28 protein-coding genes are annotated in these 25,083 nt (G+C 73.6%); 19 read left to right on the top strand and 9 right to left on the bottom strand.

Annotation, left to right across the window (positions count from 1 at the left end):
• Window positions 1-32: 32 nt before the first annotated feature.
• Both ACIQGQ_RS02485 and ACIQGQ_RS02480 read right to left on the bottom strand, forming a co-directional pair.
• Window positions 33-1,013 (bottom strand): CU044_5270 family protein, encoded by a 981-nt coding sequence (locus ACIQGQ_RS02485; protein ID WP_402389712.1) that lies wholly within the window; start codon window positions 1,011-1,013, stop codon window positions 33-35.
• Complete coding sequence (locus ACIQGQ_RS02480) at window positions 1,001-1,600, bottom strand: RNA polymerase sigma factor (protein ID WP_402389711.1); 600 nt, start codon at window positions 1,598-1,600, stop codon at window positions 1,001-1,003. Before ACIQGQ_RS02480 ends, ACIQGQ_RS02485 begins: the two co-directional genes overlap by 13 nt.
• A gap of 150 nt (window positions 1,601-1,750) precedes the next feature.
• On the opposite strand from ACIQGQ_RS02480, the gene glmS reads away from it, so the two are divergent.
• The 8 genes from glmS (at window position 1,751) to ACIQGQ_RS02440 (ending at window position 9,221) form a co-directional block, all read left to right on the top strand.
• Window positions 1,751-3,598 carry a glutamine--fructose-6-phosphate transaminase (isomerizing) gene (gene glmS, locus ACIQGQ_RS02475; RefSeq protein ID WP_402389709.1) on the top strand — a complete coding sequence of 616 codons (1,848 nt, stop codon included), beginning with the start codon at window positions 1,751-1,753 and terminating at the stop codon, window positions 3,596-3,598.
• A gap of 46 nt (window positions 3,599-3,644) precedes the next feature.
• On the top strand, window positions 3,645-4,013 hold the full coding sequence (locus ACIQGQ_RS02470) for a holo-ACP synthase (protein ID WP_402389706.1): 369 nt from the start codon (window positions 3,645-3,647) through the stop codon (window positions 4,011-4,013).
• 4 nt (window positions 4,014-4,017) lie between these two features.
• Entirely contained in the window at window positions 4,018-5,475 is a 1,458-nt protein-coding gene (locus tag ACIQGQ_RS02465) for an NAD(P)H-hydrate dehydratase (RefSeq protein ID WP_402389704.1), read from the top strand.
• Between the two features lie 41 nt (window positions 5,476-5,516).
• Window positions 5,517-5,903: a DUF488 domain-containing protein gene (locus tag ACIQGQ_RS02460; protein ID WP_402389701.1), complete on the top strand. Its 387-nt coding sequence runs from the start codon at window positions 5,517-5,519 to the stop codon at window positions 5,901-5,903.
• 37 nt (window positions 5,904-5,940) lie between these two features.
• The gene (alr, locus tag ACIQGQ_RS02455) at window positions 5,941-7,086 is read left to right on the top strand and encodes an alanine racemase (RefSeq protein ID WP_402389698.1); all 1,146 of its coding nucleotides are present in this window, start codon (window positions 5,941-5,943) and stop codon (window positions 7,084-7,086) included.
• Window positions 7,087-7,130: 44 nt separating this feature from the next.
• Entirely contained in the window at window positions 7,131-8,384 is a 1,254-nt protein-coding gene (locus ACIQGQ_RS02450) for an alpha/beta fold hydrolase (protein WP_402389696.1), read from the top strand.
• Complete coding sequence (gene tsaE / locus ACIQGQ_RS02445) at window positions 8,344-8,883, top strand: tRNA (adenosine(37)-N6)-threonylcarbamoyltransferase complex ATPase subunit type 1 TsaE (protein WP_402389694.1); 540 nt, start codon at window positions 8,344-8,346, stop codon at window positions 8,881-8,883. Before ACIQGQ_RS02450 ends, tsaE begins: the two co-directional genes overlap by 41 nt.
• 137 nt (window positions 8,884-9,020) lie before the next feature.
• Window positions 9,021-9,221: a hypothetical protein gene (locus ACIQGQ_RS02440; RefSeq protein ID WP_402389691.1), complete on the top strand. Its 201-nt coding sequence runs from the start codon at window positions 9,021-9,023 to the stop codon at window positions 9,219-9,221.
• 45 nt (window positions 9,222-9,266) lie between these two features.
• Here ACIQGQ_RS02440 and ACIQGQ_RS02435 read toward each other — a convergent pair whose 3' ends face one another.
• Window positions 9,267-9,833: a L,D-transpeptidase gene (locus ACIQGQ_RS02435; protein ID WP_402389688.1), complete on the bottom strand. Its 567-nt coding sequence runs from the start codon at window positions 9,831-9,833 to the stop codon at window positions 9,267-9,269.
• 166 nt (window positions 9,834-9,999) lie between these two features.
• On the opposite strand from ACIQGQ_RS02435, the gene tsaB reads away from it, so the two are divergent.
• The 8 genes from tsaB to ACIQGQ_RS02395 all read left to right on the top strand — a co-directional run bounded on the left by tsaB (window position 10,000) and on the right by ACIQGQ_RS02395 (window position 15,537).
• Window positions 10,000-10,647 (top strand): tRNA (adenosine(37)-N6)-threonylcarbamoyltransferase complex dimerization subunit type 1 TsaB, encoded by a 648-nt coding sequence (gene tsaB, locus ACIQGQ_RS02430; protein WP_402389685.1) that lies wholly within the window; start codon window positions 10,000-10,002, stop codon window positions 10,645-10,647.
• Window positions 10,644-11,135 carry a ribosomal protein S18-alanine N-acetyltransferase gene (rimI, locus tag ACIQGQ_RS02425; RefSeq protein ID WP_402389684.1) on the top strand — a complete coding sequence of 164 codons (492 nt, stop codon included), beginning with the start codon at window positions 10,644-10,646 and terminating at the stop codon, window positions 11,133-11,135. The genes tsaB and rimI overlap by 4 nt, the downstream gene beginning before the upstream one ends.
• The gene (gene tsaD, locus ACIQGQ_RS02420) at window positions 11,135-12,241 is read left to right on the top strand and encodes a tRNA (adenosine(37)-N6)-threonylcarbamoyltransferase complex transferase subunit TsaD (RefSeq protein WP_402389682.1); all 1,107 of its coding nucleotides are present in this window, start codon (window positions 11,135-11,137) and stop codon (window positions 12,239-12,241) included. Before rimI ends, tsaD begins: the two co-directional genes overlap by 1 nt.
• Entirely contained in the window at window positions 12,238-12,516 is a 279-nt protein-coding gene (locus ACIQGQ_RS02415; protein ID WP_402389680.1) for a hypothetical protein, read from the top strand. Before tsaD ends, ACIQGQ_RS02415 begins: the two co-directional genes overlap by 4 nt.
• A 164-nt stretch (window positions 12,517-12,680) precedes the next feature.
• Entirely contained in the window at window positions 12,681-13,049 is a 369-nt protein-coding gene (locus ACIQGQ_RS02410) for a YciI family protein (RefSeq protein ID WP_402389677.1), read from the top strand.
• Between the two features lie 50 nt (window positions 13,050-13,099).
• Complete coding sequence (locus ACIQGQ_RS02405; RefSeq protein WP_402389674.1) at window positions 13,100-14,359, top strand: RNA polymerase sigma factor; 1,260 nt, start codon at window positions 13,100-13,102, stop codon at window positions 14,357-14,359.
• Between the two features lie 96 nt (window positions 14,360-14,455).
• Window positions 14,456-15,121 (top strand): hypothetical protein, encoded by a 666-nt coding sequence (locus ACIQGQ_RS02400; RefSeq protein ID WP_402390294.1) that lies wholly within the window; start codon window positions 14,456-14,458, stop codon window positions 15,119-15,121.
• A gap of 50 nt (window positions 15,122-15,171) precedes the next feature.
• Window positions 15,172-15,537 carry a hypothetical protein gene (locus ACIQGQ_RS02395; protein ID WP_402389672.1) on the top strand — a complete coding sequence of 122 codons (366 nt, stop codon included), beginning with the start codon at window positions 15,172-15,174 and terminating at the stop codon, window positions 15,535-15,537.
• Between the two features lie 9 nt (window positions 15,538-15,546).
• Here ACIQGQ_RS02395 and ACIQGQ_RS02390 read toward each other — a convergent pair whose 3' ends face one another.
• Complete coding sequence (locus ACIQGQ_RS02390; protein WP_402389669.1) at window positions 15,547-16,800, bottom strand: methyltransferase domain-containing protein; 1,254 nt, start codon at window positions 16,798-16,800, stop codon at window positions 15,547-15,549.
• A gap of 82 nt (window positions 16,801-16,882) precedes the next feature.
• Between ACIQGQ_RS02390 and ACIQGQ_RS02385 the strand changes: the two genes are divergently transcribed.
• A complete protein-coding gene (locus tag ACIQGQ_RS02385) occupies window positions 16,883-17,908 on the top strand; it encodes a polysaccharide deacetylase family protein (RefSeq protein ID WP_402389666.1) in 1,026 nt (341 codons plus the stop codon).
• A gap of 21 nt (window positions 17,909-17,929) precedes the next feature.
• Here the strand turns inward: ACIQGQ_RS02385 and ACIQGQ_RS02380 are convergent, their stop codons facing one another.
• Window positions 17,930-18,412, bottom strand: a complete 483-nt coding sequence (locus ACIQGQ_RS02380) for a DUF6234 family protein (RefSeq protein WP_402389664.1) — start codon at window positions 18,410-18,412, stop codon at window positions 17,930-17,932.
• A 311-nt stretch (window positions 18,413-18,723) separates the two neighbouring features.
• Between ACIQGQ_RS02380 and groES the strand changes: the two genes are divergently transcribed.
• Together groES and groL are read left to right on the top strand one after the other, a co-directional pair.
• Window positions 18,724-19,032, top strand: a complete 309-nt coding sequence (groES, locus tag ACIQGQ_RS02375; RefSeq protein WP_148838741.1) for a co-chaperone GroES — start codon at window positions 18,724-18,726, stop codon at window positions 19,030-19,032.
• A 92-nt stretch (window positions 19,033-19,124) separates the two neighbouring features.
• Window positions 19,125-20,750 carry a chaperonin GroEL gene (gene groL / locus ACIQGQ_RS02370; protein WP_366297176.1) on the top strand — a complete coding sequence of 542 codons (1,626 nt, stop codon included), beginning with the start codon at window positions 19,125-19,127 and terminating at the stop codon, window positions 20,748-20,750.
• Window positions 20,751-20,857: 107 nt separating this feature from the next.
• Here the strand turns inward: groL and ACIQGQ_RS02365 are convergent, their stop codons facing one another.
• Genes ACIQGQ_RS02365 through ACIQGQ_RS02350 form a run of 4 tightly spaced genes read right to left on the bottom strand, consistent with a single transcriptional unit; the run spans window position 20,858 to window position 24,994 of the window.
• Window positions 20,858-21,886: a hydroxyacid dehydrogenase gene (locus tag ACIQGQ_RS02365; protein WP_402389661.1), complete on the bottom strand. Its 1,029-nt coding sequence runs from the start codon at window positions 21,884-21,886 to the stop codon at window positions 20,858-20,860.
• 35 nt (window positions 21,887-21,921) lie between these two features.
• On the bottom strand, window positions 21,922-22,776 hold the full coding sequence (locus tag ACIQGQ_RS02360) for a carbohydrate ABC transporter permease (RefSeq protein ID WP_352273602.1): 855 nt from the start codon (window positions 22,774-22,776) through the stop codon (window positions 21,922-21,924).
• A complete protein-coding gene (locus tag ACIQGQ_RS02355) occupies window positions 22,773-23,666 on the bottom strand; it encodes a carbohydrate ABC transporter permease (RefSeq protein WP_402389658.1) in 894 nt (297 codons plus the stop codon). Before ACIQGQ_RS02355 ends, ACIQGQ_RS02360 begins: the two co-directional genes overlap by 4 nt.
• Window positions 23,666-24,994 carry an ABC transporter substrate-binding protein gene (locus ACIQGQ_RS02350; RefSeq protein ID WP_402389656.1) on the bottom strand — a complete coding sequence of 443 codons (1,329 nt, stop codon included), beginning with the start codon at window positions 24,992-24,994 and terminating at the stop codon, window positions 23,666-23,668. Before ACIQGQ_RS02350 ends, ACIQGQ_RS02355 begins: the two co-directional genes overlap by 1 nt.
• Window positions 24,995-25,083: the final 89 nt, after the last annotated feature.

The raw sequence follows: 25,083 nt of genomic DNA, 5'->3' as shown, positions 1-25,083 counted from the left end.
CGCACCCCCGTGGCGGACACCACCCCGCCAAGTCAGGGCTTCTGCCCCTTGCGGTCCACGACGGCGCCCCTGACGCGGGCCTCGCTGAGGGTGATCTGCCCCGCCTTGAACGCGATCGGCGGCGGCTTCTGCCCCTCCTTGCCGGGGAACACGAACGTGTAGTCCTCGGCCACCACGAAACGCTCGCCGAGGTAGTCGAAGGTCCGCGGGTCGAGCAGGATCTCCCGCTGGTCGTGGCCGACGTCCTCCTTCCGGGTGATGGCGATGGCCTCGCGCCCGGCGGCGTCCTTCACCAGGTGGCCGGTGACGCGGACGCCGGGGATGGTCGCCATGGCCCGGTAGACCCGGGCGAGGGCGGCCGGGGCGATCGGGTACGTCCCGGCGACCAGGCTGATCGCGCGGAAGCTGTGCTGCGCCCTGCCCTCGGGCGGGTTCTCCGCCGTGTGGCCGGTCGGGTAGAGGCGGCGGATCCCCGCCAGCAGCCGCGCCGGGTCGTCGGGCAGGGCGTTCGCGGCGCGGTAGACCTGTCGGGCCGTGCGGTAGTCGGTGTCCTTGCCGTGCTCGGCCGCGGCGGAGTTGTCGTACGGGACCCAGGAGTCGGCGGTGTCCGAATCGGTGCCCTGGGTGCCGTCCGGCCCGTTCGTGGCACTCACCCTCGTCGTCCTGGTGTAGATCCACTGGTGGTCGAGCGGCTCCGGCGGGACGGGCAGCCTCTCCAGGGCGTCGGCGGCCCGGTTCAGCACCTCGGCCGCGCTCGTCAGCCGGAGCGGCTCCGCGGTCGAGGCGGGCCCCGAGCGGTCCGGCGCGGTGTCCCAGAGTTGGGTGCCGAGCACCGCCGCCACGGTGAGCGCCGCGGCCGCCACGACGGCGACGGTCCGCCGCCGGGCCCACGGGTGCCGGGGGCGGCCCGGTGCGGCGGCCTCGACGAGCCGCCGGCGGCCCGGGGCGAGCGCCGTGCGGTCGGGAGCGGGCGCGTCGGCGCGGAACTCGCGCAGCCGGGTCATTTCGTCCATGACGAGGTCAGCTCCATGGCGTCGGGCGTGAACGTGGGGTCCGCGCCGAGGGCCTCGCGGACCTTGCGGCGGGCGCGGTTGAGCCGGGACCGTACGGTGCCGAGCGGGATGCCCAGGGCCTCGGCGACCTCCTGGTACCCGAGGTCGGCCCAGGCGACGAGCAGCAGCACATGGCGGTCGCCGGGGGAGAGCCTGGCGAGCGCGGCGGCCAGGGGGGCCCGGGCGGCGATCCGCTCGTCCACGTGCTCGCTCCAGGAGTCGGCCACCGGGTCGCGGCCGGTACGGGCCAGGGCCCGCAGCGCGCGCTCCTCGCCGCGCCGGTGCTTGCCGATCAGGTTCGCGGCGATGCCGTACAGCCAGGGGCGGGCGCTGCGGCGGGCGGTGTCGTAGCGGTGCCGGGCCCGGAAGGCGGCGAGGAAGGTGTCCGCCGTGATGTCGTCCGCCGTGCCCTCCCCGAGGCGGCGGGCGGCGTAGCGGTGGATCTCCGGCGCGTGGCGGTCGTAGAGGCCCGCGAACGCCTCGGGCTCCTCGATCGACCGCGCGACGAGCTCGGCGTCGTCGTGCGGGCCCGTCGGTGGTCCGGTCACATCGGCTCCTGGGTTGGGCGGGCGGGCGTGTCATCCCCTGTTCCCCGCCGGGGGCGGAAAGGTTCACGGGGCGCCGTCCTCCCCGACGTCCGGCGGGTCTTCTGCGACGATGCGAAGGAAAAGAGGCGGATTGGTGGAGAAGGGGCTGGTATGTGCGGGATCGTCGGTTACGTGGGCGGGCAGTCGGCGCAGGACATCGTCCTCGCGGGCCTGAAACGCCTGGAGTACCGGGGCTACGACTCGGCGGGGCTCGCCGTGCTCGCGGACGGCGGGCTGGCCGCCGCGAAGAAGGCCGGCAAGCTCGTCAACCTGGAGAAGGCGCTGAACGAGGCCCCGCTCCCGGCCGGCACCACCGGCATCGGGCACACCCGCTGGGCCACCCACGGCGCCCCCACCGACGCCAACGCCCACCCGCACCTGGACAACGCGGGCCGGGTCGCCGTCGTGCACAACGGGATCATCGAGAACTTCGCCGCCCTGCGCGCCGAACTCGCCGACCGCGGCCATGAACTGGCCTCCGAGACCGACACCGAGGTCGTCGCCCATCTGCTGGCCGAGGCCTACTCCGTCTGCGCCGATCCGGCGGAGGCGATGCGCCTGGTCTGCCGCCGCCTCGACGGCGCCTTCACGCTCGTCGCCGTCTTCGCGGACGTGCCGGACACGGTGGTCGGGGCGCGGCGCAACTCGCCGCTGGTGGTGGGGGTGGGGGAGGGCGAGGCGTTCCTGGCCTCCGACGTCGCCGCGTTCATCGCGCACACCCGCTCCGCGATCGAGCTGGGCCAGGACCAGGTGGTCGAGCTGCGCCGGGAGGGGATCACCGTCACCGGCTTCGACGGACGGCCCGCCGAGGTCCGCGCGTACCACGTGGACTGGGACGTCTCCGCCGCAGAGAAGGGCGGCCACGACTCGTTCATGGACAAGGAGATCGCCGAGCAGCCCCGGGCCGTCGCCGACACCCTGCTCGGCCGGACCGACGGCGAGGGCTCGCTCCGCCTCGACGAGGTCCGCATCCCGCCGCACGAGCTGCGCGAGGTCGACAAGATCGTCATCGTGGCCTGCGGCACCGCCTTCCACGCCGGGATGATCGCCAAGTACGCCATCGAGCACTGGACCCGCGTCCCCTGCGAGACCGAGCTGGCCAGCGAGTTCCGCTACCGCGACCCGATCCTCGACCACCGCACCCTGGTCGTCGCGATCTCGCAGTCCGGCGAGACGATGGACACCCTGATGGCGCTGCGCCACGCCCGCGAGCAGGGCGCCCGGGTCCTCGCGATCTGCAACACCAACGGCTCCACCATCCCCCGCGAGTCCGACGCGGTGCTCTACACGCACGCCGGGCCCGAGGTCGCCGTCGCCTCCACCAAGGCGTTCCTCACCCAGCTCGTCGCCTGCTACCTGGTCGCCCTCTACCTGGGCCAGGTCCGGGGCACGAAGTGGGGCGACGAGATCCGCACCGTCGTCCGCCAGCTCGCCACGGTCCCCGGCGCCGTCGAACGGGTCCTGGCGGACATGGGGCCGGTACGGGACCTCGCCCGCTCCCTCGCGGACCGGGGCACCGTCCTCTTCCTGGGCCGCCACGTCGGCTACCCGGTGGCCCTGGAGGGCGCGCTGAAGCTCAAGGAACTGGCGTACATGCACGCCGAGGGGTTCGCCGCCGGGGAGCTCAAGCACGGGCCGATCGCGCTCGTCGAGGAGGGGCTGCCGGTCGTCGTGGTGGTGCCCGCGCCGCGCGGCCGGTCGGTGCTGCACGACAAGATCGTCTCGAACATCCAGGAGATCCGGGCGCGCGGCGCCCGCACCATCGTCATCGCCGAGGAGGGCGACGAGACGGTCGTCCCGTACGCCGACCATCTGATCCGGCTCCCCGTTACGCCTACGCTTCTTCAGCCGCTGGTCTCGACCGTGCCGCTCCAGGTCTTCGCCTGCGAGCTGGCCAGGGCCCGCGGCAACGACGTGGACCAGCCGCGCAATCTGGCGAAGTCCGTGACCGTGGAGTAGCCCGGTGCGCCGGTGGGCGGGCCGGAGAGGGACGAGGGGAAGACGCGTGATCATCGGGGTCGGGATCGACGTGGCCGAGATCGAACGGTTCGACGCGGCGCTGGAGCGTACGCCCCAGCTGGCCGACCGGCTCTTCGTGGAACGGGAGCTGACGCTGCCCAGCGGCGAGCGGCGCGGGGTCGCCTCGCTCGCCGCCCGGTTCGCCGCCAAGGAGGCCCTGGCGAAGGCGCTCGGCGCCCCCGCCGGGCTGCTGTGGACCGATGCCGAGGTGTACGTCGAGGAGAGCGGGCAGCCCCGGCTGCGGGTCCGGGGCACGGTCGCCGCCCGCGCCGCCGAGCTGGGCGTACGGCACTGGCACGTCTCGCTGAGCCACGACGCGGGAGTGGCGTCGGCGGTGGTTGTCGCGGAGGGTTGAGCACATGCGTACCGCCCACAGCGTCGAGACCGTACGGGCCGCCGAGCGGGCCCTCATGGAACGGCTCCCCGAAGGCACCCTGATGCGGAGGGCCGCCGCCGGGCTCGCCGCCGTCTGCGCCGATGTGCTGCGGCGGCACGGCCGGGTGTACGGGGCCCGGGTCGTCCTCCTGGTCGGCAGCGGCGACAACGGGGGCGACGCGCTGTACGCGGGCGCGCTCCTCGCCCGCCGGGGCGCCGGCGTGCGCGCCGTGCTCATCACGCCCGACCGTGCCCACCCCGGCGGCCTGGCGGCGCTCCGCGCGGCCGGCGGACGCACCGCGACCGCCGCCGAACCGGAGCCGTGGGGCGGCCGCGTCGACCTGGTGGTGGACGGGATCACCGGCATCGGCGGCCGGGGCGGGCTGCGTCAGGAGGCCGCCGAGGCGGTGCGGGCGCTGGCGGCGACCGGCGCGCCCCTGGTCGCCGTGGACCTGCCCAGCGGGGTCGAGGCCGGGACCGGGGAGGTGCGCGGCGAGGCGGTCCGCGCCGATGTCACGGTCACCTTCGGCACGTACAAGCCGGGCCTGTTCGTCGATCCGGCCGCCGAGCGGACCGGGGCGCTGCACCTCGTCGACATCGGGCTCGGCCCCGAGCTGCCCGCCGTGCCCGAGCTGGAGGCGCTCCAGTACGCGGACGTCGCGGCCCTGCTGCCGGTCCCGGCCGCCGAGAGCGACAAGTACCGGCGCGGGGTCGTCGGGATCGTCGCAGGGTCGGCCCGCTACCCGGGCGCGGCGGTGCTGGCCGTCTCCGGGGCGCTGCGGGGCGGGGCCGGTGCGGTGCGGTACGTCGGTCCGGGCGCGGACGCGGTGATCGCCCGCCATCCGGAGACCCTGGTGCACGCCGGACCGCCGTCCGGGGCGGGCCGGGTGCAGTCCTGGGTCGTCGGCCCCGGGCTCGGTGACGGCCCGCAGGCGGAGGGCGCGGTCCGCGACGTGCTGGCCGCCGAGGTCCCGGTGCTGGTGGACGCGGACGGGCTGCGGCTGCTGGACGTCGCCGCGGTCCGGGCGCGCACCGCCCCGACCGTGCTCACCCCGCACGCCGGGGAGGCCGCGGCCCTGCTCGGCGCCGCCCGCGAGGAGGTCGAGGCGGGGCGGCTCACCGCCGTACGGGAGCTGGCCGCCCGCTACCGGGCCACGGTCCTGCTCAAGGGTTCGACGACGCTGGTCGCCGCCCCGGACCCGGACGCCCCGGTGCGGGTCAACCCGACCGGCACGTCCTGGCTGGCCACGGCGGGCAGCGGCGACGTGCTCTCCGGGCTGACCGGCTCCCTGCTGGCCGCCGGGCTCGGCCCGCGCGACGCCGCGTCCGTCGGCGCCCACCTGCACGGGCTTGCCGCCCGCCACGCCTCGGACGGCGGCCCGGTCGCCGCCCAGGACGTCGCCGACGCGATCCCGGCGGCCTGGCGGGACGTACGGGCCTGAGCGATCCTGGCCGCAGACCCCGAGGCAGCGGGAGGCCCGCCGTGACCAGCAGCGACGTACGCGTACGCAGGGTGTACGAGCCGAAGGAGGACGCCGACGGGACCCGGGTCCTGATCGACCGGCTCTGGCCGCGCGGCGAGTCCAAGGAGCGGGCCGCGATCGACAAGTGGCTCAAGGACGTGACCCCCTCGTCCGAGCTCCGCTCCTGGTACCACGCGGACCGCACCGGCGCCCGCTTCGACGAGTTCGCCGAGCGCTACCGCACCGAACTGACCGACCCGGTCCACGGGGCCGCCGTCCGGGAACTGGTCGAACTCGTCGAGGAGGGCGGCCCGGTGACCCTGGTCACCGCGGTCAAGGACGTGGCCCACAGCCACGTCCCGGTCCTCGTCGACCATCTGGAGCACGAGCTGCGCCACCACCGCTGAGCGGGGCCCGCCGCCGCGCTCTGAGAGACTGGGCGCGATGAACGAGACAGCGTCCTTGAGAGCCCGGGCCGAGATCGACCTCGACGCACTGCGCGCCAACGTGCGTACGCTGCGCGCCCGTGCGGGGGGCGCGCAGCTGATGGCCGTCGTCAAGTCCGACGCGTACGGGCACGGAGCGGTGCCCTGCGCCCGCGCCGCGCTGGAGGCCGGGGCGACCTGGCTGGGCACCGCCACCCCGCACGAGGCGCTCGCGCTGCGGGCGGCCGGGCTCGGCGGCCGGGTGATGTGCTGGCTGTGGACGCCGGGCGGGCCCTGGCGCGAGGCGATCGAGGCCGACATCGACGTGTCGGTGAGCGGGATGTGGGCGCTGCGCGAGGTCGTCGCCGCGGCCACGGAGGCCGGCGTCCCGGCCCGCGTCCAGCTCAAGGCCGACACGGGCCTGGGCCGCAACGGCTGCCAGCCCGCCGACTGGCCGGAGCTGGTGGGCGCCGCCCGCGCCGCCGAGGAGGCGGGCTCCCTCAGGATCACCGGCCTGTGGTCCCACTTCGCCTGCGCCGACGAGCCCGGCCACCCCTCGATCCAGGCCCAGCTCACCGCCTTCCGGGACATGGTGGCGTACGCCGAGAAGGCGGGCGTCCGGCCCGAGGTGCGCCACATGGCCAACTCCCCGGCGACGCTGACGCTCCCCGAGGCCCACTTCGACCTGGTGCGGACCGGGATCGCGATGTACGGCGTCTCGCCCGCCCCGGAGCTGGGCACCCCGGCCGAGCTGGGGCTGCGCCCGGTCATGCGGCTGGTCGCCTCGGTGGCCCTGGTCAAGCGGGTGCCGGCCGGGCACGGGATCAGCTACGGCCACCACTACACGACCGGTGCCGAGACCACCCTGGGCCTGGTCCCGGTCGGCTACGCGGACGGCATACCGCGCCACGCCTCCGGCCGGGGCCCGGTCCTGGTCGGCGGCGCCGTCCGGAGGGTCGCGGGCCGGGTCGCGATGGACCAGTTCGTCGTCGACCTCGGCGGCGACGTGGTCGAGGTCGGCAGCGAGGCGGTGCTCTTCGGCGCGGGCGACCGGGGCGAGCCCACCGCCGAGGACTGGGCGGTGGCGGCCGACACGATCGCGTACGAGATCGTCACCCGGATCGGCACCCGCGTACCGAGGGTCCATCTGCACGCCACCGCCTGAGGCACCGGGCCCGGCCCGACGGACACGACAAGGAGCACGGCACGGTGAGCGAGAGCGCTGCGGGGGACGCGGCCGCGACGGCGGCGGCCGCGGTCGGCTGGCGCCGGGCGGGCATCGCCGGTGCCGCCATAGGCGTGCTCGCGGCCGGGGCCGCCGCCGGTGTCGCCGTCGAACGGCTCACCGTCGGCCGGAGCATGCGGAAGCGGGCCAGGCTGACGCTGGACGCCACCGGCCCCTACGGCTCGCTGCGCGGGCTGCCGGGCCGGGCCACCGCCGACGACGGCACCGAGCTGTACTACGAGGTCGACGAGGTCGCCCCGGACGGCGCCCCGGAGACCCCCGGCGGGGCCGCCGCCCCGGGCACCCGCCGCCGCAGGCTCTTCGGCCGCAAGGACCCCGTCCCGGTCACCGTGGTCTTCAGCCACGGCTACTGCCTCAACCAGGACTCCTGGCACTTCCAGCGGGCGGCGCTGCGCGGCCTGGTCCGCACCGTCCACTGGGACCAGCGCAGCCACGGCCGCTCCGAGCGGGGCCGGGCCCAGGCGGACGGCGTCCCCCTCGGCATCGACCGGCTGGGCCGGGACCTGAAGGCGGTCATCGACGCGGCGGCCCCCGAGGGCAGGCTGGTGCTGGTCGGGCACTCGATGGGCGGCATGACGATGATGGCGCTCGCCGCCCGGTACCCCGGGCTGATCCGGGACCGGGTCGCCGCGGTCGCCTTCGTCGGCACGTCCAGCGGGCGGCTCGGCGAGGTCACCTACGGGCTGCCGGTCGCGGGCGTGAACGCGGTGCGGCGGGTGCTGCCCGGGGTGCTCCGGGCGCTGGGTTCGCAGGCGGAGCTGGTGGAGCGGGGCCGCCGGGCCACCGCCGACCTCTTCGCCGGGCTGATCAAGCGGTACTCGTTCGGTTCGCGGGACGTCGACCCGGCGGTGGAACGGTTCGCCGAGCGGCTCATCGAGTCCACCCCGATCGACGTGGTCGCCGAGTTCTACCCCGCCTTCACCGAGCACGACGAGAGCGCCGCGCTGCCCGCCTTCCGGTCCGTCCCGGTGCTGATCCTGGCGGGCGACAAGGACCTGATCACCCCCAGCTCGCACAGCGAGACCATCGCGGACCAGCTCCCGGACGCGGAGCTGGTCATCGTGCCGGACGCCGGCCACCTGGTGATGCTGGAGCACCCCGAGACGGTGACGGACCGGCTGGCGGACCTGCTGGTACGCATCGGGGCGGTACCGGCAGCGACTAACGTGGGCGGACATGGAAGCACCGCACATCAGCACGGAGACCGGGACGACTGAGCCGGACGGCCCCGCCGCGCCGGACGCCGTCACCGTGGACCTGGCCGTCGAGTCACCCGAACAGATGCGTGAGCTGGGCCGCCGCATCGCCGCGGTCCTGCGCCCCGGCGACCTCGTGATGCTCAGCGGCGAGCTGGGCGCCGGGAAGACGACGCTGACCCGGGGGCTCGGCGAGGGGCTGGGCGTGCGCGGCGCGGTGACCTCCCCGACCTTCGTGATCGCCCGGGTCCACCCGTCGCTGACCGGCGGGCCGGCCCTGGTCCATGTCGACGCCTACCGCCTGGGCGGCGGGCTCGACGAGATGGAGGACCTGGACCTGGACGTGTCGCTGCCGGACTCGGTGGTGGTCGTGGAGTGGGGCGACGGCAAGGTGGAGGAGCTGTCCGAGGACCGCCTGCGGGTGGTCATCGAACGCGCGGTCGGCGACACGGACGACGAGCGGCGCGCGGTGACCCTGATCGGGACCGGCGCCCGCTGGGCGGGGCTGCGCGAGGTCTGAGGCCGGGCGCGGTACCGGATTCCGACAGGCTGTCGGCATATTGTTGCGCGTGGCGGGGCGGGCGTGGTGACATGGATGGCGAGAGCGCGGTTAGGTCTGCCTAACCACGCCTTCCACCGGAGCCTCAGGAGGCATCCATGACGACGTCCGCAGAACATGAAGTGCCGCCGCCGCCATCGATGAAGGACCTGCTGGCGGCCTGTGCCGCGGCCACGGCGGTCTCCACGCCGCCGTCGGCGGACGGGCCGGAGGAGACCCCGGCAGCCGGGTCCGAGCCCGCCGCTGCCGCCGCCCCCGCGCCCCGTTCGCCGGGGCCGGGCCTGGAGCGCGCTTCCTGAGAGGCGCCCCGGCGGGACGCGCTCGGGGCGTGCCCGGGGCTGTGCTCAGGGGGTGACGATCACCTTCGTACCCCCTATGGCGAAGTCCCACATGACGTCGCCGTCCTCCCGGGCCATCCGCACGCCGCCCGTCCGCAGCGCCGGGTCCGGGCTCTCCATCGTGCCGTCCACCGCCGCGCTGAACCCGACGGACACGTTGTCCACCAGCGCGAACCGCACCACGTGCTCGATCATCACGCCGTCCGAGCCCTTGGTCGCGGGGCCCTGGCGGGTGCCCACCTCGTACGAACCCGGCTTCGGGCTCAGCGCGCTCGGCATCACCGGGAAGGTCCGCAGCACCTTCCCGGCCGCGTCGACGAGCCAGACCCGCCGCTTCTCCAGGGCGTAGACGACCCGCTGCCCGGTGCCGGAGTCCTCGGGGAGCGCGGCCGGGCGCGGCTTCTTCTCCTTGGGCTTGGCGTCGTCGGTGGCCGGAACGGCGCCGGACGCGGAGGGCTGGGGGGCCGCGAGGTTGTCGGGGACGTTGGCCGACGCCTGGAAGGCCAGGAACCCGACCGCGGCCAGTGCCGCCGCGGTGAGCCCGGCCACGATTCCCGAGCTGCCCTTGGACACCGTGCGTGCCCCTTTCGCTTCCGTAAGTCGTACAAGCGTTTAGCGTTTACGTCGTACCCGTGTGCACGGTGACGGTAGCAGCAGGGAGCGGTCCCACCGGGACGCCGGACGGGGCACCGTGCCCGCGTCGACGGAGCCGTACGCTGTTCGTGTGCTCTTGCTCGCCGTGGATACCGCAACCCCCGCCGTCACCGTCGCCCTGCACGACGGGACCGCCGTCGTCGCCGAGTCCGGCCAGGTCGACGCCCGCAGACACGGGGAGCTCCTGCTGCCCACCGTCGACCGGGTGCTCGCCGAGGCCGGGGTGGGACTCGACGCCGTGACGGGCCTGGTCGTCGGCGTCGGCCCCGGACCGTACACCGGGCTGCGGGTCGGGCTGGCCACCGCGGCGGCCTTCGGCTCCGCCCTCTCCGTGCCCGTGCACGGCCTGTGCACCCTGGACGGGCTGGCGTACGCGGCGGGGCTGGCCGGGCTCACGGGCCCGTTCGCCGTCGCGACGGACGCCCGCCGCAAGGAGGTCTACTGGGCGCGGTACGAGGACCCCCGCACCCGGACCGCCGGGCCCGCCGTGGACCGGCCCGCCGACATCGCCGAGCAGCTCGCCGGGCTGCCCGTGGTCGGCGCGGGCGCCGTGCTCTACCCCGAGGCGTTCCCGGACGCCCGGACGCCCGAGCACGTCAGCGCCGGGGCGCTGGCCGCGCTGGCCGCCGAGCGGCTCGCCGCGGGCGCCGAGCTGCTGGCACCGCTCCCGCTGTACCTGCGCAGGCCCGACGCCCAGGTGCCGAAGAACTACAAGGTGGTCACCCCGAAGTGACGACCACGACCGCCGTGCTGCGCGAGATGCGCTGGTGGGACATCGAACCGGTGCTGGAGCTGGAGCGCGAGCTGTTCCCGGACGACGCCTGGTCGGCCGGCATGTTCTGGTCGGAGCTGGCCCACTCCCGGGGCCCCGGGGCCACCCGCCGCTACGTCGTCGCCGAGGACCCCGTCACCGGCCGGATCGTCGGCTACGCGGGCCTCGCCGCCGCCGGCGACCTGGCCGACGTGCAGACCATCGGGGTCACCCGCGACCACTGGGGCGGCGGCCTGGGCGCCGCGCTCCTCACCGACCTGCTGAAGCACGCCACGGCCTTCGAGTGCGCCGAGGTGCTCCTGGAGGTCCGCGTCGACAACACCCGCGCCCAGAAGCTCTACGAGCGCTTCGGTTTCGAACCGATCGGCTTCCGCCGCGGCTACTACCAGCCGGGCAATGTCGACGCGCTCGTCATGCGCCTCCACGTACAAGGAACAGAGACCGACTGATGGCTGACGAACCGCTCGTACTCGGCATCGAGACCTCCTGCGACGAGACCGGCGTCGGCATCGTCCGGGGCACGACCCTGCTGGCCGACGCCGTCGCCTCCAGCGTCGACACCCACGCCCGCTTCGGCGGCGTCGTCCCGGAGATCGCCTCCCGCGCCCACCTGGAGTCCATGGTCCCCACCATCGAGCGCGCCCTGAAGGAGGCCGGGGTCTCGGCCCGCGACCTCGACGGCATCGCCGTCACCGCGGGCCCCGGCCTGGCCGGCGCGCTGCTGGTCGGCGTCTCGGCGGCGAAGGCGTACGCCTACGCGCTGAACAAGCCGCTCTACGGGGTCAACCACCTCGCCTCGCACATCTGCGTCGACCAGCTGGAGCACGGCCCGCTGCCCGAGCCCACGATGGCGCTGCTGGTCAGCGGCGGCCACTCCTCGCTGCTCCTCGCGCCGGACATCACCGCCGACGTGCGGCCGCTCGGCGCGACCATCGACGACGCGGCGGGCGAGGCGTTCGACAAGATCGCCCGGGTGCTGGACCTGGGCTTCCCCGGCGGCCCGGTCATCGACCGGCTGGCCCGGGAGGGCGACCCGGCGGCCATCGCCTTCCCGCGCGGACTGACCGGCTCGCGCGACCCCGCGTACGACTTCTCCTTCTCCGGGCTGAAGACCTCGGTGGCCCGCTGGATCGAGGCCAAGCGCGCGGCGGGCGAGGAGGTGCCGGTACGGGACGTGGCGGCGTCCTTCCAGGAGGCCGTGGTGGACGTGCTCACCCGCAAGGCCGTACGGGCCTGCAAGGACGAGGGCGTCGACCACCTGATGATCGGCGGCGGCGTCGCGGCCAACTCGCGGCTGCGGGCCCTGGCCGAGGAGCGGTGCGAGCGCGCCGGGATCCGGCTGCGGGTGCCCCGCCCCGGGCTGTGCACGGACAACGGCGCGATGGTCGCCGCGCTGGGTGCCGAGATGGTCGCCCGCAACCGCCCGGCCTCGGACCTGGAACTGTCCGCGGACTCCTCGCTGCCGGTGACCGACCCCCACGTACCGGGCGCCCACTCGCACACCCACGACCACGACCACGTCCACGAGATCAGCAAGGACAACCTCTACTCATGACCGTCGCCCTCATGTGGGAGGCCCGCGCCACGGCCGGCCGGGGCGGGGAGCTGCTGGAGTGGGCGCGGGCCCGCGCGGCCGAGCTGGCCGTCGAACCGCTCCGCCGCGAACTGCTGCGCGCACCGCAGGACCGGGTCCTGGTGATCACCTGGTGGCCGGGCGGCCCCGACGCCGCGCTGCCCGAGCTGCCCGAGCCGGACGCCGCGCTGGTCACCCGCCCTGTGCACCGCTGGCGCTTCGAATCCGTCGAGACCACCGGGGCCGCGGGCGGCTGAGGCCCCGGACGGCTGAGGCGCCGTCCCGCTCCGGTGGCCGGTCGCGGACTTCCCCGAAAGAATTTCCCGAAGTATTTCGCGGGAGCTGTCGATCCGGCCGGGTCCCGTTCGACGCAGGGGTGAGAGGCGGGGAAGAGCCCCGCCGCACAGAACCGGGAGCCACCATGCCGCGCTTCATGACGCTGATCCGCATCGACGAGGAGAACCTGCCGAAGGAGGCCCCGGACCCCGACTTCGAGAAGCGGATGGGCGCCCTTTTCGAGGAGATCACCAAGGCCGGGGTCATGTTGGAGACGGCCGGGCTCCACCCGACCTCCCAGGGCGCCCGGGTCACCTGGTCCGGCGGGAGGCTCACCCAGACCGACGGGCCCTTCACCGAGACCAAGGAGGTCGTCGGGGGGTACGCCGTCCTCCAGGCCAAGGACATGGCGGAGGCCCTGGAGTGGACCCGGCGCTTCCTCAGCGCCCACCCGGAGAACTGGACGGTGACCTCCGAGGTCCGGCAGATCGACGAGGCCACCATGGGCGCCTGACGGCCCGTCCGGCTTGCCCCGTCCCGGCCCGGCTGCTGGGATGGGGCACCGTGACAGCGACAACCCAGGCGGTCGAGGCGGTCTTCCGGATCGAGTCCCCGCGGATCGTCGCGGCCGTCACCCGTATCGTGCGCGACCTCGGCATCGCCGAGGAGCTCGCCCAGGACGCCCTGGTCGCCGCGTTGGAGCAGTGGCCCGAGTCGGGCGTCCCGGAGCGGCCGGGCGCCTGGCTCACCACCACCGCCCGGAACCGCGCGATCGACCTCGTACGCCGCCGGGAGGCCTACGCGCGCAAGCTCGCCGAGGTGGGCCGGTCGCTCGCGGACGTGGAGCCGCCCGAGCCCGCCGAGCCGGACGCCATCGACGACGACCTGCTCCGGCTGATCTTCACCGCCTGCCATCCGGTGCTCTCCACCGAGGCCCGGATCGCCCTCACCCTGCGGCTCCTCGGCGGCCTCACCACCGAGGAGATCGCCCGCGCCTTCCTGGCCCCCGAACCGACCGTCGCCCAGCGCATCGTCCGGGCCAAGCGGACCCTGGGCCGCGAGGGCGTCGCCTTCGAGGTGCCGTACGGGCCCGACCGGGCCGCCCGCCTCGGCTCCGTCCTCGAAGTGATCTACCTGGTCTTCAACGAGGGCTACGCGGCGACGGCCGGCGACGACCTGGTCCGCCCGGCGCTCTGCGAGGACGCGCTCCGGCTGGCCCGGGTGCTCGCCGGGCTGATGGAGCACGAGCCCGAGGTCCACGGGCTGGCCGCGCTGCTGGAGCTCCAGGCGTCCCGCACCGCGGCCCGCACCGGCCCGGACGGCGCGGCGGTGCTGCTCGCCGACCAGGACCGGGCCCGCTGGGACCGGCTGCTGATCCGGCGCGGGGTCGCCGCCCTGGAACGGGCCGTCGCGGCGACCGGCGAGGGCGCCGGACTCGGCCCGTACACCGTGCAGGCCGCGATCGCCGCCTGCCACGCGCGGGCGGCGACGTACCAGGACACCGACTGGGACACCATCACCGCCCTCTACGACCGGCTCGCCGCGATCGCCCCCTCCCCGGTCGTCGCCCTGAACCGGGCCGTGGCCGTCTCCATGGCCCGCGGCCCCGAGGCCGCGCTCGCCCTGGTCGACGCCCTCGCCGCCGATCCGGCGCTGGACGGCTACCACCTGCTGCCCAGCGTGCGCGGCGATCTGCTGGCCCGGACCGGGCGCACCGGGGAGGCGCGCGCCGAGTTCGTACGGGCGGCCGGGCTGACCCGCAACGCCCGGGAGCGGGCCATGCTCCTGGACCGCGCGGAGCATCCGGCCCGCGGGATCCGGTGAGTCCCGGCCCCCGGCCGGGGTGCCGCGCGCCGTGGGCGCCGCCGGATGCCGAGGGCCCGCGCACCGCCCCGGCCGCCGGACCGTAAGGTCATGCCCATGTCTTCCCGCGCCCAACTGCCGCCCCCGCCGCCGCCCGTTGAGCTCCGCTCCTGGCCCGACCAGGAGGCGCTGCTCACTGACCGGGCGGCGGTCCTCGGCGGGCTGGTGCGGGCCCATGTCGGCCCGGGGCGGCTGGTGGTGCTCTGGCTGTGGGGGGTGCTCGGCGCGTTCGGCTGGCTGCTGGTGGGCTCGGCACTGGTCGCCTTCGAGGAGTCCTACGACCCGATCGGCGCCGTGGCCGGCCTGACCATGCTGATGCTGGGCATCGGCTGCCTGGTCCCCGCCGTCCTGCTCGTCGCCGTCGGGGTGCGCCGCGACCGCCGGGTCCGCGCGCTGCTGCACGCCTGGGGCGCCCTGGACCGCGATCCGGCGCGGGACGCGGCGCTGCGGATGCCGGGCGCGTCCAGCGTCTGGCTGGTGCTCTCCTTCGTGCTCTGCGCGGTCGGCCTCGGCACCTGCTTCGCCGTCCCGGCGAACGCCGCGCCGGACGGGTACGGCTGGAGCCTGGTCGCCCTCGCCATGGGGCTGGGGATGATCGCCTGGCTCGTCGGACTGATCGGTCTCGTCAAGGCGTTCGCCCACCGGCGCTGGGTACTGCGGGTCCTGGCCGGGGCGCCCGCCCCGGCGCCACGCCTCCCGGCCCGGGACGGTGCCCACCGCTGACCCTGGACCTATCCTGGCGGGGCACGGATGTCCGACAGGGGGAGAACGACATGCAGTGGTACTGGTGGGTGCTCATCGTCTTCTGGATGGGCGGCTTCGGATGGGTCGTCGACAACGTCCGTACGGCGTTGCGCAACCGGCACGAGCGCAAGCTCGAACTGCTGGACACGGCCCGCCAGGAGCGGCTGGCCGTCGAGGCGGCGAGCAAGCCGCCGGAGCCGGTCTGCGGCTGCACGCACCATCTCGCCAAGCACGACAAGCAGGGCCGCTGCCACGAGCGGGTCGAGGTGCCGACCGCCTGGGACGAGAACAAGAAGCCGGTCCGCTTCGAGTCCGGCCAGTGCAACTGCCAGCAGTACGTGGGCCCGCAGCCGCTCTCACAGGTCTACGCGGACGACCTGACCGACCTCGCCTGACCGCCCCGCTCAGCCGGTGGGGCCGGCCAGCGGGTGGCCGACGAGCATCGTCGGCGCCCCGGCCACCCGGGTCAGGAAGACGGTCGCGGAGTTCGGCCCCTGGAGCTTCATCCGGCGCCGCAGCTCCTCCGGTTCGACCGCCGAACCGCGCTTCTTGACGGTCAGCACGCCCACCTTCCGCTCCCGCAGCAGCGCCTTCAGCTTCTTCATGTTGAACGGCAGCCGGTCGGTGATCTCGTACCCGGTCGTGTACGGGGAGGCGTACGGCCGGTCGGCGGTGATGTACGCGATGGTCTCGTCGATCAGCCGGCCCTCGCACCGCGCGACCAGGTCGGCGACCAGATGGGCGCGGATCACGGCGCCGTCCGGCTCGTACAGGTAGCGGCCGACCGGGCCGACGGGCGGGGCGGGCAGCGGGGCCCCGGACCACAGGGTGGCGGCCGCCGGGAGCAGCGTGGCGCGGTACGCGCCGGCCGTGAACCCCTCGCCGAACCAGAGGACCGCCTCCTTCACGTCGCCGCCGTCCGAGATCCACTCGGCCTCGGCCTGCTCGGGGATCGCCTCGTGCGGGATGCCGGGGGCGATCTTCAGGGCGGCGCGGGGGGCCGCGAGGGCGGTGCCGACCGCCCAGGACAGCGGCGGCGAGTACGCCTCGGGGTCGAAGATCCGGCCCCGCCCGCCGCGCCGCGCCGGGTCCACGAAGACCGCGTCGCAGGACGAGGTGTCGACGGCGGCGACATCGGCGCACCGCACCTCGATCAGACCGTCCAGCCCCAGTGCGGCGGCGTTGGCGCGGGCCACCTCGGCGGTCAGCGGGTCGCGGTCCACGGCGAGTACGGAGATGCCCGCGCGGGCCAGCGCGATGGCGTCGCCGCCGATGCCGCAGCAGAGGTCGGCGACGCGGCGCACCCCGCCCGCCGCGAACCGCCCGGCGCGGTGGGCGGCCACCGAGGTGCGGGTCGCCTGCTCGACGCCGTTCGGCGTGAAGTACATCCGGTACGCGTCCTCGGCGCCGAACTTGGCCACCGCCCGCTGCCGGAGCCGGGCCTGTCCGAGCGCGGCCGACACCAGGGCGGCGGGGTGGGTGCGGCGCAGCCGGGTGGCGGTGGCGAGCTCCTGGGCGGGGTCGTGGTCCCGCAGCCCGGCCAGGAGCGCGGCGCCCTCGGGGGTGCGCAGGGCCCGGAAGCCGGCGAGGGGGTCGGGGGCGTCGGACGGGTCGGTGCCGGACGGGTCGTTCGGGGCGAGAGCGTTCACCCGTCCCATTGTGAGCCAGCCGGGTAGACCGGCGGTCCGGGCCGCGGTGTCGGGCCGGGAGGCCGGTCGCCGGCTGGCAGGATGCGGCGCCATGCAACTTGTACGACAAAACGAAAAAAGCACCGCAAAGCCACCCAGATCGTCCGGCTCCCCGGGCCGACGGCGCGGGCGCCCGCGCCACCCCGCCGGCGCCGTACTGGCCGCACTCCTGGTCGCGGCGGTCGGCTCGGGCTGCGCCTCCGGGTCCGGCGAGACCGGGCGGGGAAGCGGGCCCCTCGCCGGGAACCCGGGCCCGGCGGCGGGCCCGAACCCTGCGGCCGGGCTCCCGGGCGTCCCCGGACTCCGCCGCGGCCTGGCCCGCCTGCCCGGCGAGCGCTACGGGAACGCGCGGCTCGCCCCGGCCGTCCGGGCGAGGATCGCGAAGAAGTGGGGGCTCGACCGGCCGCCGCTGATCGCCCCGCTGCCGCCCCTGGTGAAGCCGCGCGTCACCACCCGCGAGGGCTTCGAGGTGACCGGCGGCGACGACACGCTGCCGCCGGTCTTCACCACCGTCCCGACCACGGACCGGGTCGTCTTCCTGACCATCGACGACGGAGCGGAGAAGGACCCCGAGCTGCTCCAGATGATGGACGAGCTGGACATCCCGTACAGCGCGTTCCTCAGCGACGACGAGGTGAAGGACAACTACGGCTACTTCGGCGAGGCCCAGCGCCTGGGCACCGTTCTCGGCAACCACACGCTCCACCACCCCTACCTCCCCGGCCTCTCCCACGACGAGCAGCGGCGCGAGATCTGCGGCCAGCAGGACCTCATGGCGGAGCGGTACGGGAAGCGGCCCCGCCTCTTCCGTCCGCCGTACGGCAACTACAACGCCGACACCCTGCGCATCGCGCGGTCCTGCGGGATCAGGGCCGTGCCGCTGTGGAACGCCGAGGCGTTCCCGGACCGCATGGAGTGGCGCGAGGACGACCAGGAGCTGCGACCGGGCGACATCATCCTCACCCACTTCCGCGGCCGGGCGGCCTGGGGCGGCAGCATGGCCGACCTGGTCCGGGCGGTCCTGAGAACCGTCACCGAGCGGGGGTACGCGGTGGCCCGGCTGGAGGACTACGTCTGACGGCCCGGCTCCGACGGGCTCTCAGCCGCCGGAGTCCAGGCACTCCCGGTTGTCCCCGCCGCTGCGGCACTGATGGCCGGAGTGCCCCGGATCCTCCACGTGCGAGGGCGCGGGGGCGGGCGGGTGCGCGCGGCCGTGCTCCCCGACACCGGTCAGCACCGCCGCCACGCACAGCACCATCCCGGCCACCAGCTGCGCACCGCCCGCCCACGGCCGGCCGCCGCGCATCAGGACGAGGGCGAACAGCAGGGCCACCGCGGCGAAGCCGCCGAGGGCGAGGACCGGGCCCCAGTCCGTCGGTGGCGGACCCGCCGGCCCCGGCGGCGCCCCCTTCTCCGGCCCCGGGGCGCCGGGACCGCCGTGCGAGAGGGCCAGCTGGAGGGCGACGACCGCGCCGATCACCCCCTCCAGGAGCAGCAGCAACAGCCCGAGCAGCGCGTCGAGGCAGCCGTTCACCGCGGCCGCCCGGCGCCGACCGTCCGGCGGGGGAAGGGATCGGGTCATGCCCCCACGGTCGTACGGAACGCTCCGGTCCGTCCGTACGTTGCCCCCATGGTGTCCGGACCGTTGTCCGGACCATGCCGCCCCCGGCGGCTCGAAGCCCCCGGCGGCTCGAAGGCGACGCCACGACCGCTCGAATTGGCACTCCGCTTGACCGAGTGCTAATCGCGGTCATAGTCTCGGTGCTGGCACTCACCACTGGAGAGTGCCAAACCACTGCGCGACTGGCAGGTCCGGCACCCGCGACGACGGATCGACCTGGTCGCCACCCAAGACTGTTACCCCGTGAGATCTCCGAAGGGGGAGACTGGATCGTGTCGACCGCCAGCTCCAAGGTTGCGATCAAGCCGCTCGAGGACCGCATTGTGGTCCAGCCGCTCGACGCCGAGCAGACCACGGCCTCCGGCCTGGTCATTCCGGACACCGCCAAGGAGAAGCCCCAGGAGGGCGTCGTCCTGGCCGTGGGTCCGGGCCGCTTCGAGAACGGCGAGCGCCTTCCGCTCGACGTCAAGACCGGCGACGTCGTGCTCTACAGCAAGTACGGCGGCACCGAGGTGAAGTACAGCGGCGAGGAGTACCTCGTCCTCTCGGCTCGCGACGTGCTCGCGATCGTCGAGAAGTAATTCACCCACGTTTTCTGTTCCGCGCCCCTGGCCCCCTGCGATAACCAGCCGGGTCGGGGGCGCGGTTCGTTCGAGAGGAAAGCTCAGCTCCCATGGCGAAGATCCTGAAGTTCGACGAGGACGCCCGTCGCGCCCTTGAGCGCGGCGTCAACAAGCTTGCCGACACGGTCAAGGTGACGATCGGCCCCAAGGGCCGCAACGTCGTCATCGACAAGAAGTTCGGTGCCCCCACCATCACCAACGACGGTGTCACCATCGCGCGCGAGGTCGAGCTCGACGACCCGTACGAGAACCTCGGTGCCCAGCTGGTGAAGGAGGTCGCCACCAAGACCAACGACATCGCGGGTGACGGCACCACCACCGCCACCGTGCTCGCCCAGGCGCTCGTCCGCGAGGGTCTGCGCAACGTCGCCGCCGGTGCCTCCCCGGCCGCCCTGAAGAAGGGCATCGACGCCGCGGTCAAGGCCGTGTCCGAGGAGCTCCTCGCGACCGCCCGCCCGATCGAGGACAAGACCGACATCGCCGCCGTGGCCGCGCTCTCCGCGCAGGACCCGCAGGTCGGCGAGCTCATCGCGGACGCGATGGACAAGGTCGGCAAGGACGGCGTCATCACCGTCGAGGAGTCCAACACCTTCGGTCTGGACCTCGACTTCACCGAGGGCATGGCCTTCGACAAGGGCTACCTGTCCCCGTACATGGTGACCGACCAGGAGCGTATGGAGGCCGTCCTCGACGACCCGTACATCCTCGTCCACCAGGGCAAGATCGGCTCGATCCAGGAGCTGCTCCCGCTGCTGGAGAAGGTCATCCAGGCCGGTGGCTCCAAGCCGCTGCTGATCATCGCCGAGGACGTCGAGGGCGAGGCGCTGTCGACCCTCGTCGTCAACAAGATCCGTGGCACCTTCAACGCCGTCGCCGTGAAGGCCCCCGGCTTCGGTGACCGCCGCAAGGCCATGCTCGGCGACATCGCCACCCTCACCGGTGCGACCGTCATCGCCGAGGAGGTCGGCCTCAAGCTCGACCAGGCCGGTCTGGACGTGCTGGGCACCGCCCGCCGCGTCACCGTCTCCAAGGACGACACCACGATCGTGGACGGCGGCGGCGAGCCCGGCGACGTCAAGGGCCGGGTCAACCAGATCAAGGCCGAGATCGAGTCCACGGACTCCGACTGGGACCGCGAGAAGCTCCAGGAGCGCCTCGCGAAGCTGGCCGGCGGCGTCTGCGTGATCCGCGTCGGTGCCGCCACCGAGGTGGAGCTCAAGGAGAAGAAGCACCGTCTGGAGGACGCCATCTCCGCGACCCGCGCCGCGGTCGAGGAGGGCATCGTCTCCGGTGGTGGCTCCGCCATCGTCCACGCCGTCAAGGTCCTGGACGGCGACCTCGGCAAGACCGGCGACGAGGCCACCGGTGTCGCGGTCGTGCGCCGCGCCGCGGTCGAGCCGCTGCGCTGGATCGCCGAGAACGCCGGCCTGGAGGGCTACGTCATCACCTCCAAGGTCGCCGAGCTGGAGAAGGGCCAGGGCTTCAACGCCGCCACCGGCGAGTACGGCGACCTGGTGAAGGCTGGCGTCATCGACCCGGTCAAGGTCACCCGCTCCGCCCTGGAGAACGCCGCGTCCATCGCGTCGCTGCTGCTCACGACCGAGACCCTGGTCGTCGAGAAGCCGGCCGAGGAAGAGGCCGAGGCCGGCCACGGCGGCCACGGTCACTCGCACTGACGCACCGCCGCCAGGCAGGCGCACAGCCGCAGAAGGCCCCCTGCCCCACCGCTTCGACGGTGGGGCAGGGGGCCTTTCGGCGTACCGGGCCTTCGGCCCCGGCGGTCTCAGGCCGAGCGGCCGAGGCTGCCGGAGTGCACCGGGTCCGCGAAGGGCAGCCCGGCCGTGAAGCGCTCCAGCTCGTCCAGCGCCTGATCGGCCATCCGGTGCAGCTCGTCGCCGAGCGAACCCGCGACATGCGGGGTCAGCAGCACGTTCGGCAGCTCGTACAACGGCGAGTCCGGGGCGGGCAGTTCGGGGTCGGTCACATCCAGCACCGCCCGCAGCCGCCCGGCCGTCAGCTCCGCCAGCAGCGCCTCCTCGTCGACCAGCGAACCCCGGGAGGTGTTGATCAGGGTGGTACCGGTCGCCATGGCGGCCAGCTGTGCCGCGCCGATCAGATGGCGGGTCTCCGGGAGCTGCGGGGCGTGCACCGAGACGACGGAGCTGCGCGCGCACAGCTCGTCCAGCGGGACGGACCGCACCCCGAGCCGCGCCGCCTCCGCGCCGTCCACGAACGGGTCGTACAGCAGGACGTCCAGGTCGAAGGGGCGCAGCAGCTCGATCACCCGGCGGCCGATGCGGGAGGCGCCGACGATGCCGACGGTGCGGCGGTAGTTCCCGGTTCCGTCGAGCTCCGCGAGCCAGTCGTGGCCGGTGCGCAGCTCGCGGTAGCGGCGCGCGGTGTGCAGGACGCGTTTTCCGGCGAAGAGGATCGCGGCGAGGGTGAACTCGGCGACGGGGAGGGCGTTGGCCCCGGCCGCCGAGGTGACGGCGATGCCTCGTTCCCAGCAGGCGTCCGTGATGTGGTGCTTCACCGATCCGGCGGCGTGCACGACGGCGCGCAGCCGGGGCGCGGCGGCCAGTACCCCGGGGGTGAGCGGGGTCGCGCCCCAGCAGGTGAGGAGCACCTCGGCCTCGGCGAGCGCGGCGGCCACCTCGGGCGTCGGCGCGGTCAGGTCGTGGGCGACGAGGTACGGGTCGGTGCGGGTGAGGGCGGCCAGCCGGGTGCGGTGCCGGTCGGTGAGGAGGCGGTCGGCGATGCCGGGCCCCATCGCGAGCAGGGCCGTCGGCCGGTTGTCAGTGGCGTGGGGCATGGTGGAACACGTACTCCTCGGGGCTCGCGACGGGGTCACTTGACGCTGCCGGCGGTCAGTCCGGCCTTCCAGTGCCGCTGGAGCGAGACGAAGGCGACGATCAGGGGGACGACGGCGAGGAGGGAGCCGGTGACGACGAGCGGGTAGAAGCTCGGCTCGCCGTGGGTGTTGGTGTTCCAGGAGTACAGGCCGAGGCTCAGCGGGAAGAGCTTGCGGTCCGAGAGCATCACCAGGGGGAGGAAGAAGTTGTTCCAGATCGCGGTGAACTGGAAGAGGAAGACCGTCACGAAGCCCGGCATGACCATGCGCAGTCCGATCGACCAGAAGACGCGCAGCTCACCGGCCCCGTCGATACGGGCGGCCTCCAGGGCCTCGTTCGGTATGTAGCCGGTGCTGAAGACCCGGGCGAGATAGACGCCGAAGGGGTTGACCAGCACGGGTATCAGCACGGACCAGTAGGTGTTGACCAGGCCGGTCTTGGAGGCCAGCAGGTACATCGGCAGGGCGAGCGCCGTGGTGGGCACCAGCACCCCCATCAGCACCAGCCCGAACAGCTTCTCCTTGCCCCGGAACTCGTACTTGTCGAAGGCGTACCCCGCGGCGACGCAGATCAGCGAGCAGACGAGCGCCCCGCCGCCCGCGTACAGGAGGCTGTTGAGGTACCAGCGGAAGTAGATGCCGTCGCCGTAGGAGGCCAGGTTCGACAGGTTCTCGCCGAGGTTGAAGCCCTCGAAGGAGAACGCGTTGCCCGCGAGCAGCCCGCCGGTGTCCTTGGTGGCGGCCGTGACCAGCCAGACGAGCGGGAAGAGCATGTAGACGACGGCGAGCAGGAGGAATCCGTTGACGGCGGTCTTCGACATCCAGCGGCCGCGGGAGGCGGGGGAGTTCATGCTTTCTTGCCCTTCCGGCCGGTGAAGCGGGTGACGACGAAGGACAGCAGCGCGGCCGTGAGCGCCAGCAGGATGGAGGCGGCCGCGGCGAGGCCGTAGTCGTTGCGCTCGAAGGCCGCGGTGTACGCGTACATGTTCGGCGTCCAGGTGGAGGAGACGGCCGAGCCGGTCCCCTTGTTGAGGATCAGCGGCTCGGTGAACAGCTGGAGCGAGCCGATGACCGTGAACAGCGCGACCATCACCAAAGAGGAGCGGATCAGCGGGACCTTGATGGAGAGCGCGGTGCGCCAGGCGCCGGCCCCGTCGACGGTGGCCGCTTCGAGCACCGAGCGGTCGATGGCCTGCAACGCGGCGTAGAAGATCACCATGTTGTAGCCGAGCCACTCCCACAGGGCGATGTTGACGATGGAGGGGAGGGCGCCGTCGGGGGAGAAGAAGTCGAAGCCGATCCCGCCGGACTCCATGGCGCTCACCACCGGGCTGAGCTGCGGGGTGTAGAGGTACACCCAGATCAGCGCGGCGATGATGCCGGGCACGGCGTGCGGCAGGAAGAGCGCGAGCTGGAAGAAGCGGCGGGCGCGGGCCAGCGTGGAGTCCAGCAGCAGGGCCAGGGCGAGGGCTCCGACCAGCAGCAGCGGAATGTAGAACAGGCAGTATCCGAGGAGTACGCCGAAACCCTCGCGGAACGCCCGGTCGCCCAGAGCCGCCGCGTAGTTGTCGAGTCCGCTGAAGACGGTCTCGGTGCCGCCGAAGCCCAGGCCGGACTGCTTCTCGGTGAACAGGCTGAGCCAGACCGCGTATCCGATCGGCACCACCATGCACACGGTGAACAGTACGAAGAAGGGCCCCAGCAGGATGGCGGCGGCTCTGGTCGTCCGGGCGCGCTTCATCAGCCTGCGTCCTCGACCTTCAGCCCGCGCTTCTTCAGCTCGTCGACCGTGGCGTCGTGCCCGGCCTTCACGGCGTCCTTGATGGTGGTGCCGCCGCTGGCGACCTTGCCGAACTGGTCCTTGATGACGGTGTTCGACGTGCCGGTCGCCGGGCCCCAGGCCCAGTTCTGGCCGATCGACGTGGCGGCGCCCTCGAACACCTGGTAGATGTCCTCGCCGCCGTAGAAACCGGCGTCGAAGGCCTTCTTGGCGACCGGGCGCAGCGACGCGGCGGCCGGGAAGGCGCTGGAGGTGCCGGACTCGATGCGGGCCTTGATGCCTTCCTCGGTGGTCGACATCCAGGTGGCGAACTCGACCGCGGCCTTAGCCTTCTTGCTCGTCTTGGTCACCGCGAAGGTGGAGCCGCCGAGCATGCCGCTGGCGGGCTGCCCGTCCCAGCTGGGCATCGGGGCGACGGCCCACTTGCCGCTCTGCTCGGGCAGCGTGCCCTTGAGGACACCGGCGCCCCAGGCGGCGCCCAGGTAGCCGACGGTGCCGCCGCTCTTGAGGGAGTTGGTCCACTCGGGGCTGAACGAGGCGTTGGAGCGGATCAGGTCGTCGTCGAGGAGGCCCTGCCAGTAGTCGGCGACCTTGTTGGTGGCCGCGTCGGCGGTGGTGATCTTCCAGGTGTCGCCCTCGGGCTTGTACCACTGGGCGCCGGCCTGCCAGGCCATCGCCTGGAAGGTGGTCGGGTCGTCGGGGAAGAAGGTGCCGATCCGGGCCTTCTTGTCGGCCTTCTTGATCTTCTCGGCGGCCTTGCGGAACTCGTCCCAGGTCTTGGGGACCTCGACGCCGTACTTCTCGAACAGGTCCTTGCGGTAGTAGAAGGACTGCGGCGAGGCGTCGAACGGGACGGCCCAGTTCTTGCCGCCGAGGGTGGTCAGCTCGACCGCCTGCGGGAGCAGCTTCTTGCGGATGCCCTCGGTGAAGTACGCGCCGATGTCCTGGAGGGCGCCCTGGCTGACGTACTCGGGGAGCTGCGGGTACTCGATGGAGACCAGGTCGGGGGCGTTGCCGGCCTTCACCGCGTTGGAGATCTTGGCGTAGCCGCCCGCGTTGCCGGACGGGATCTCCTCGTACACCACCTTGATGTTCTTGTGCGAGGCGTTGAAGGCGTCGACGACCTCCTTGGACCCCTTGGCCCAGCCCCAGAAGGTGATGCTGACGGGCTTGCCGTCGCTTCCGGCGGCTGCGTCGTCGTCCCCGCTGCCGCCGCAGGCCGTGAGAAGGGCGAGGGCGGTGGCGGTGCCGACGACGGCGAGGGACGTTCTGCTCGTACTGCGGCTCACAGCGAGGCTCCTGAACTGGCGGCAACATTGGCGTTGGCGGTGATCCTTGGACCAGCCGTGACCGAAGTCAAGAGCGAAAGATCGATTGA

The organism is Streptomyces sp. NPDC092952 (genome assembly GCF_044754785.1).
GTDB lineage: Bacteria > Actinomycetota > Actinomycetes > Streptomycetales > Streptomycetaceae > Streptomyces.
Note: the sequence above shows the minus strand (reverse complement) of the source record. Positions and strands in the feature narration are given on the sequence as shown.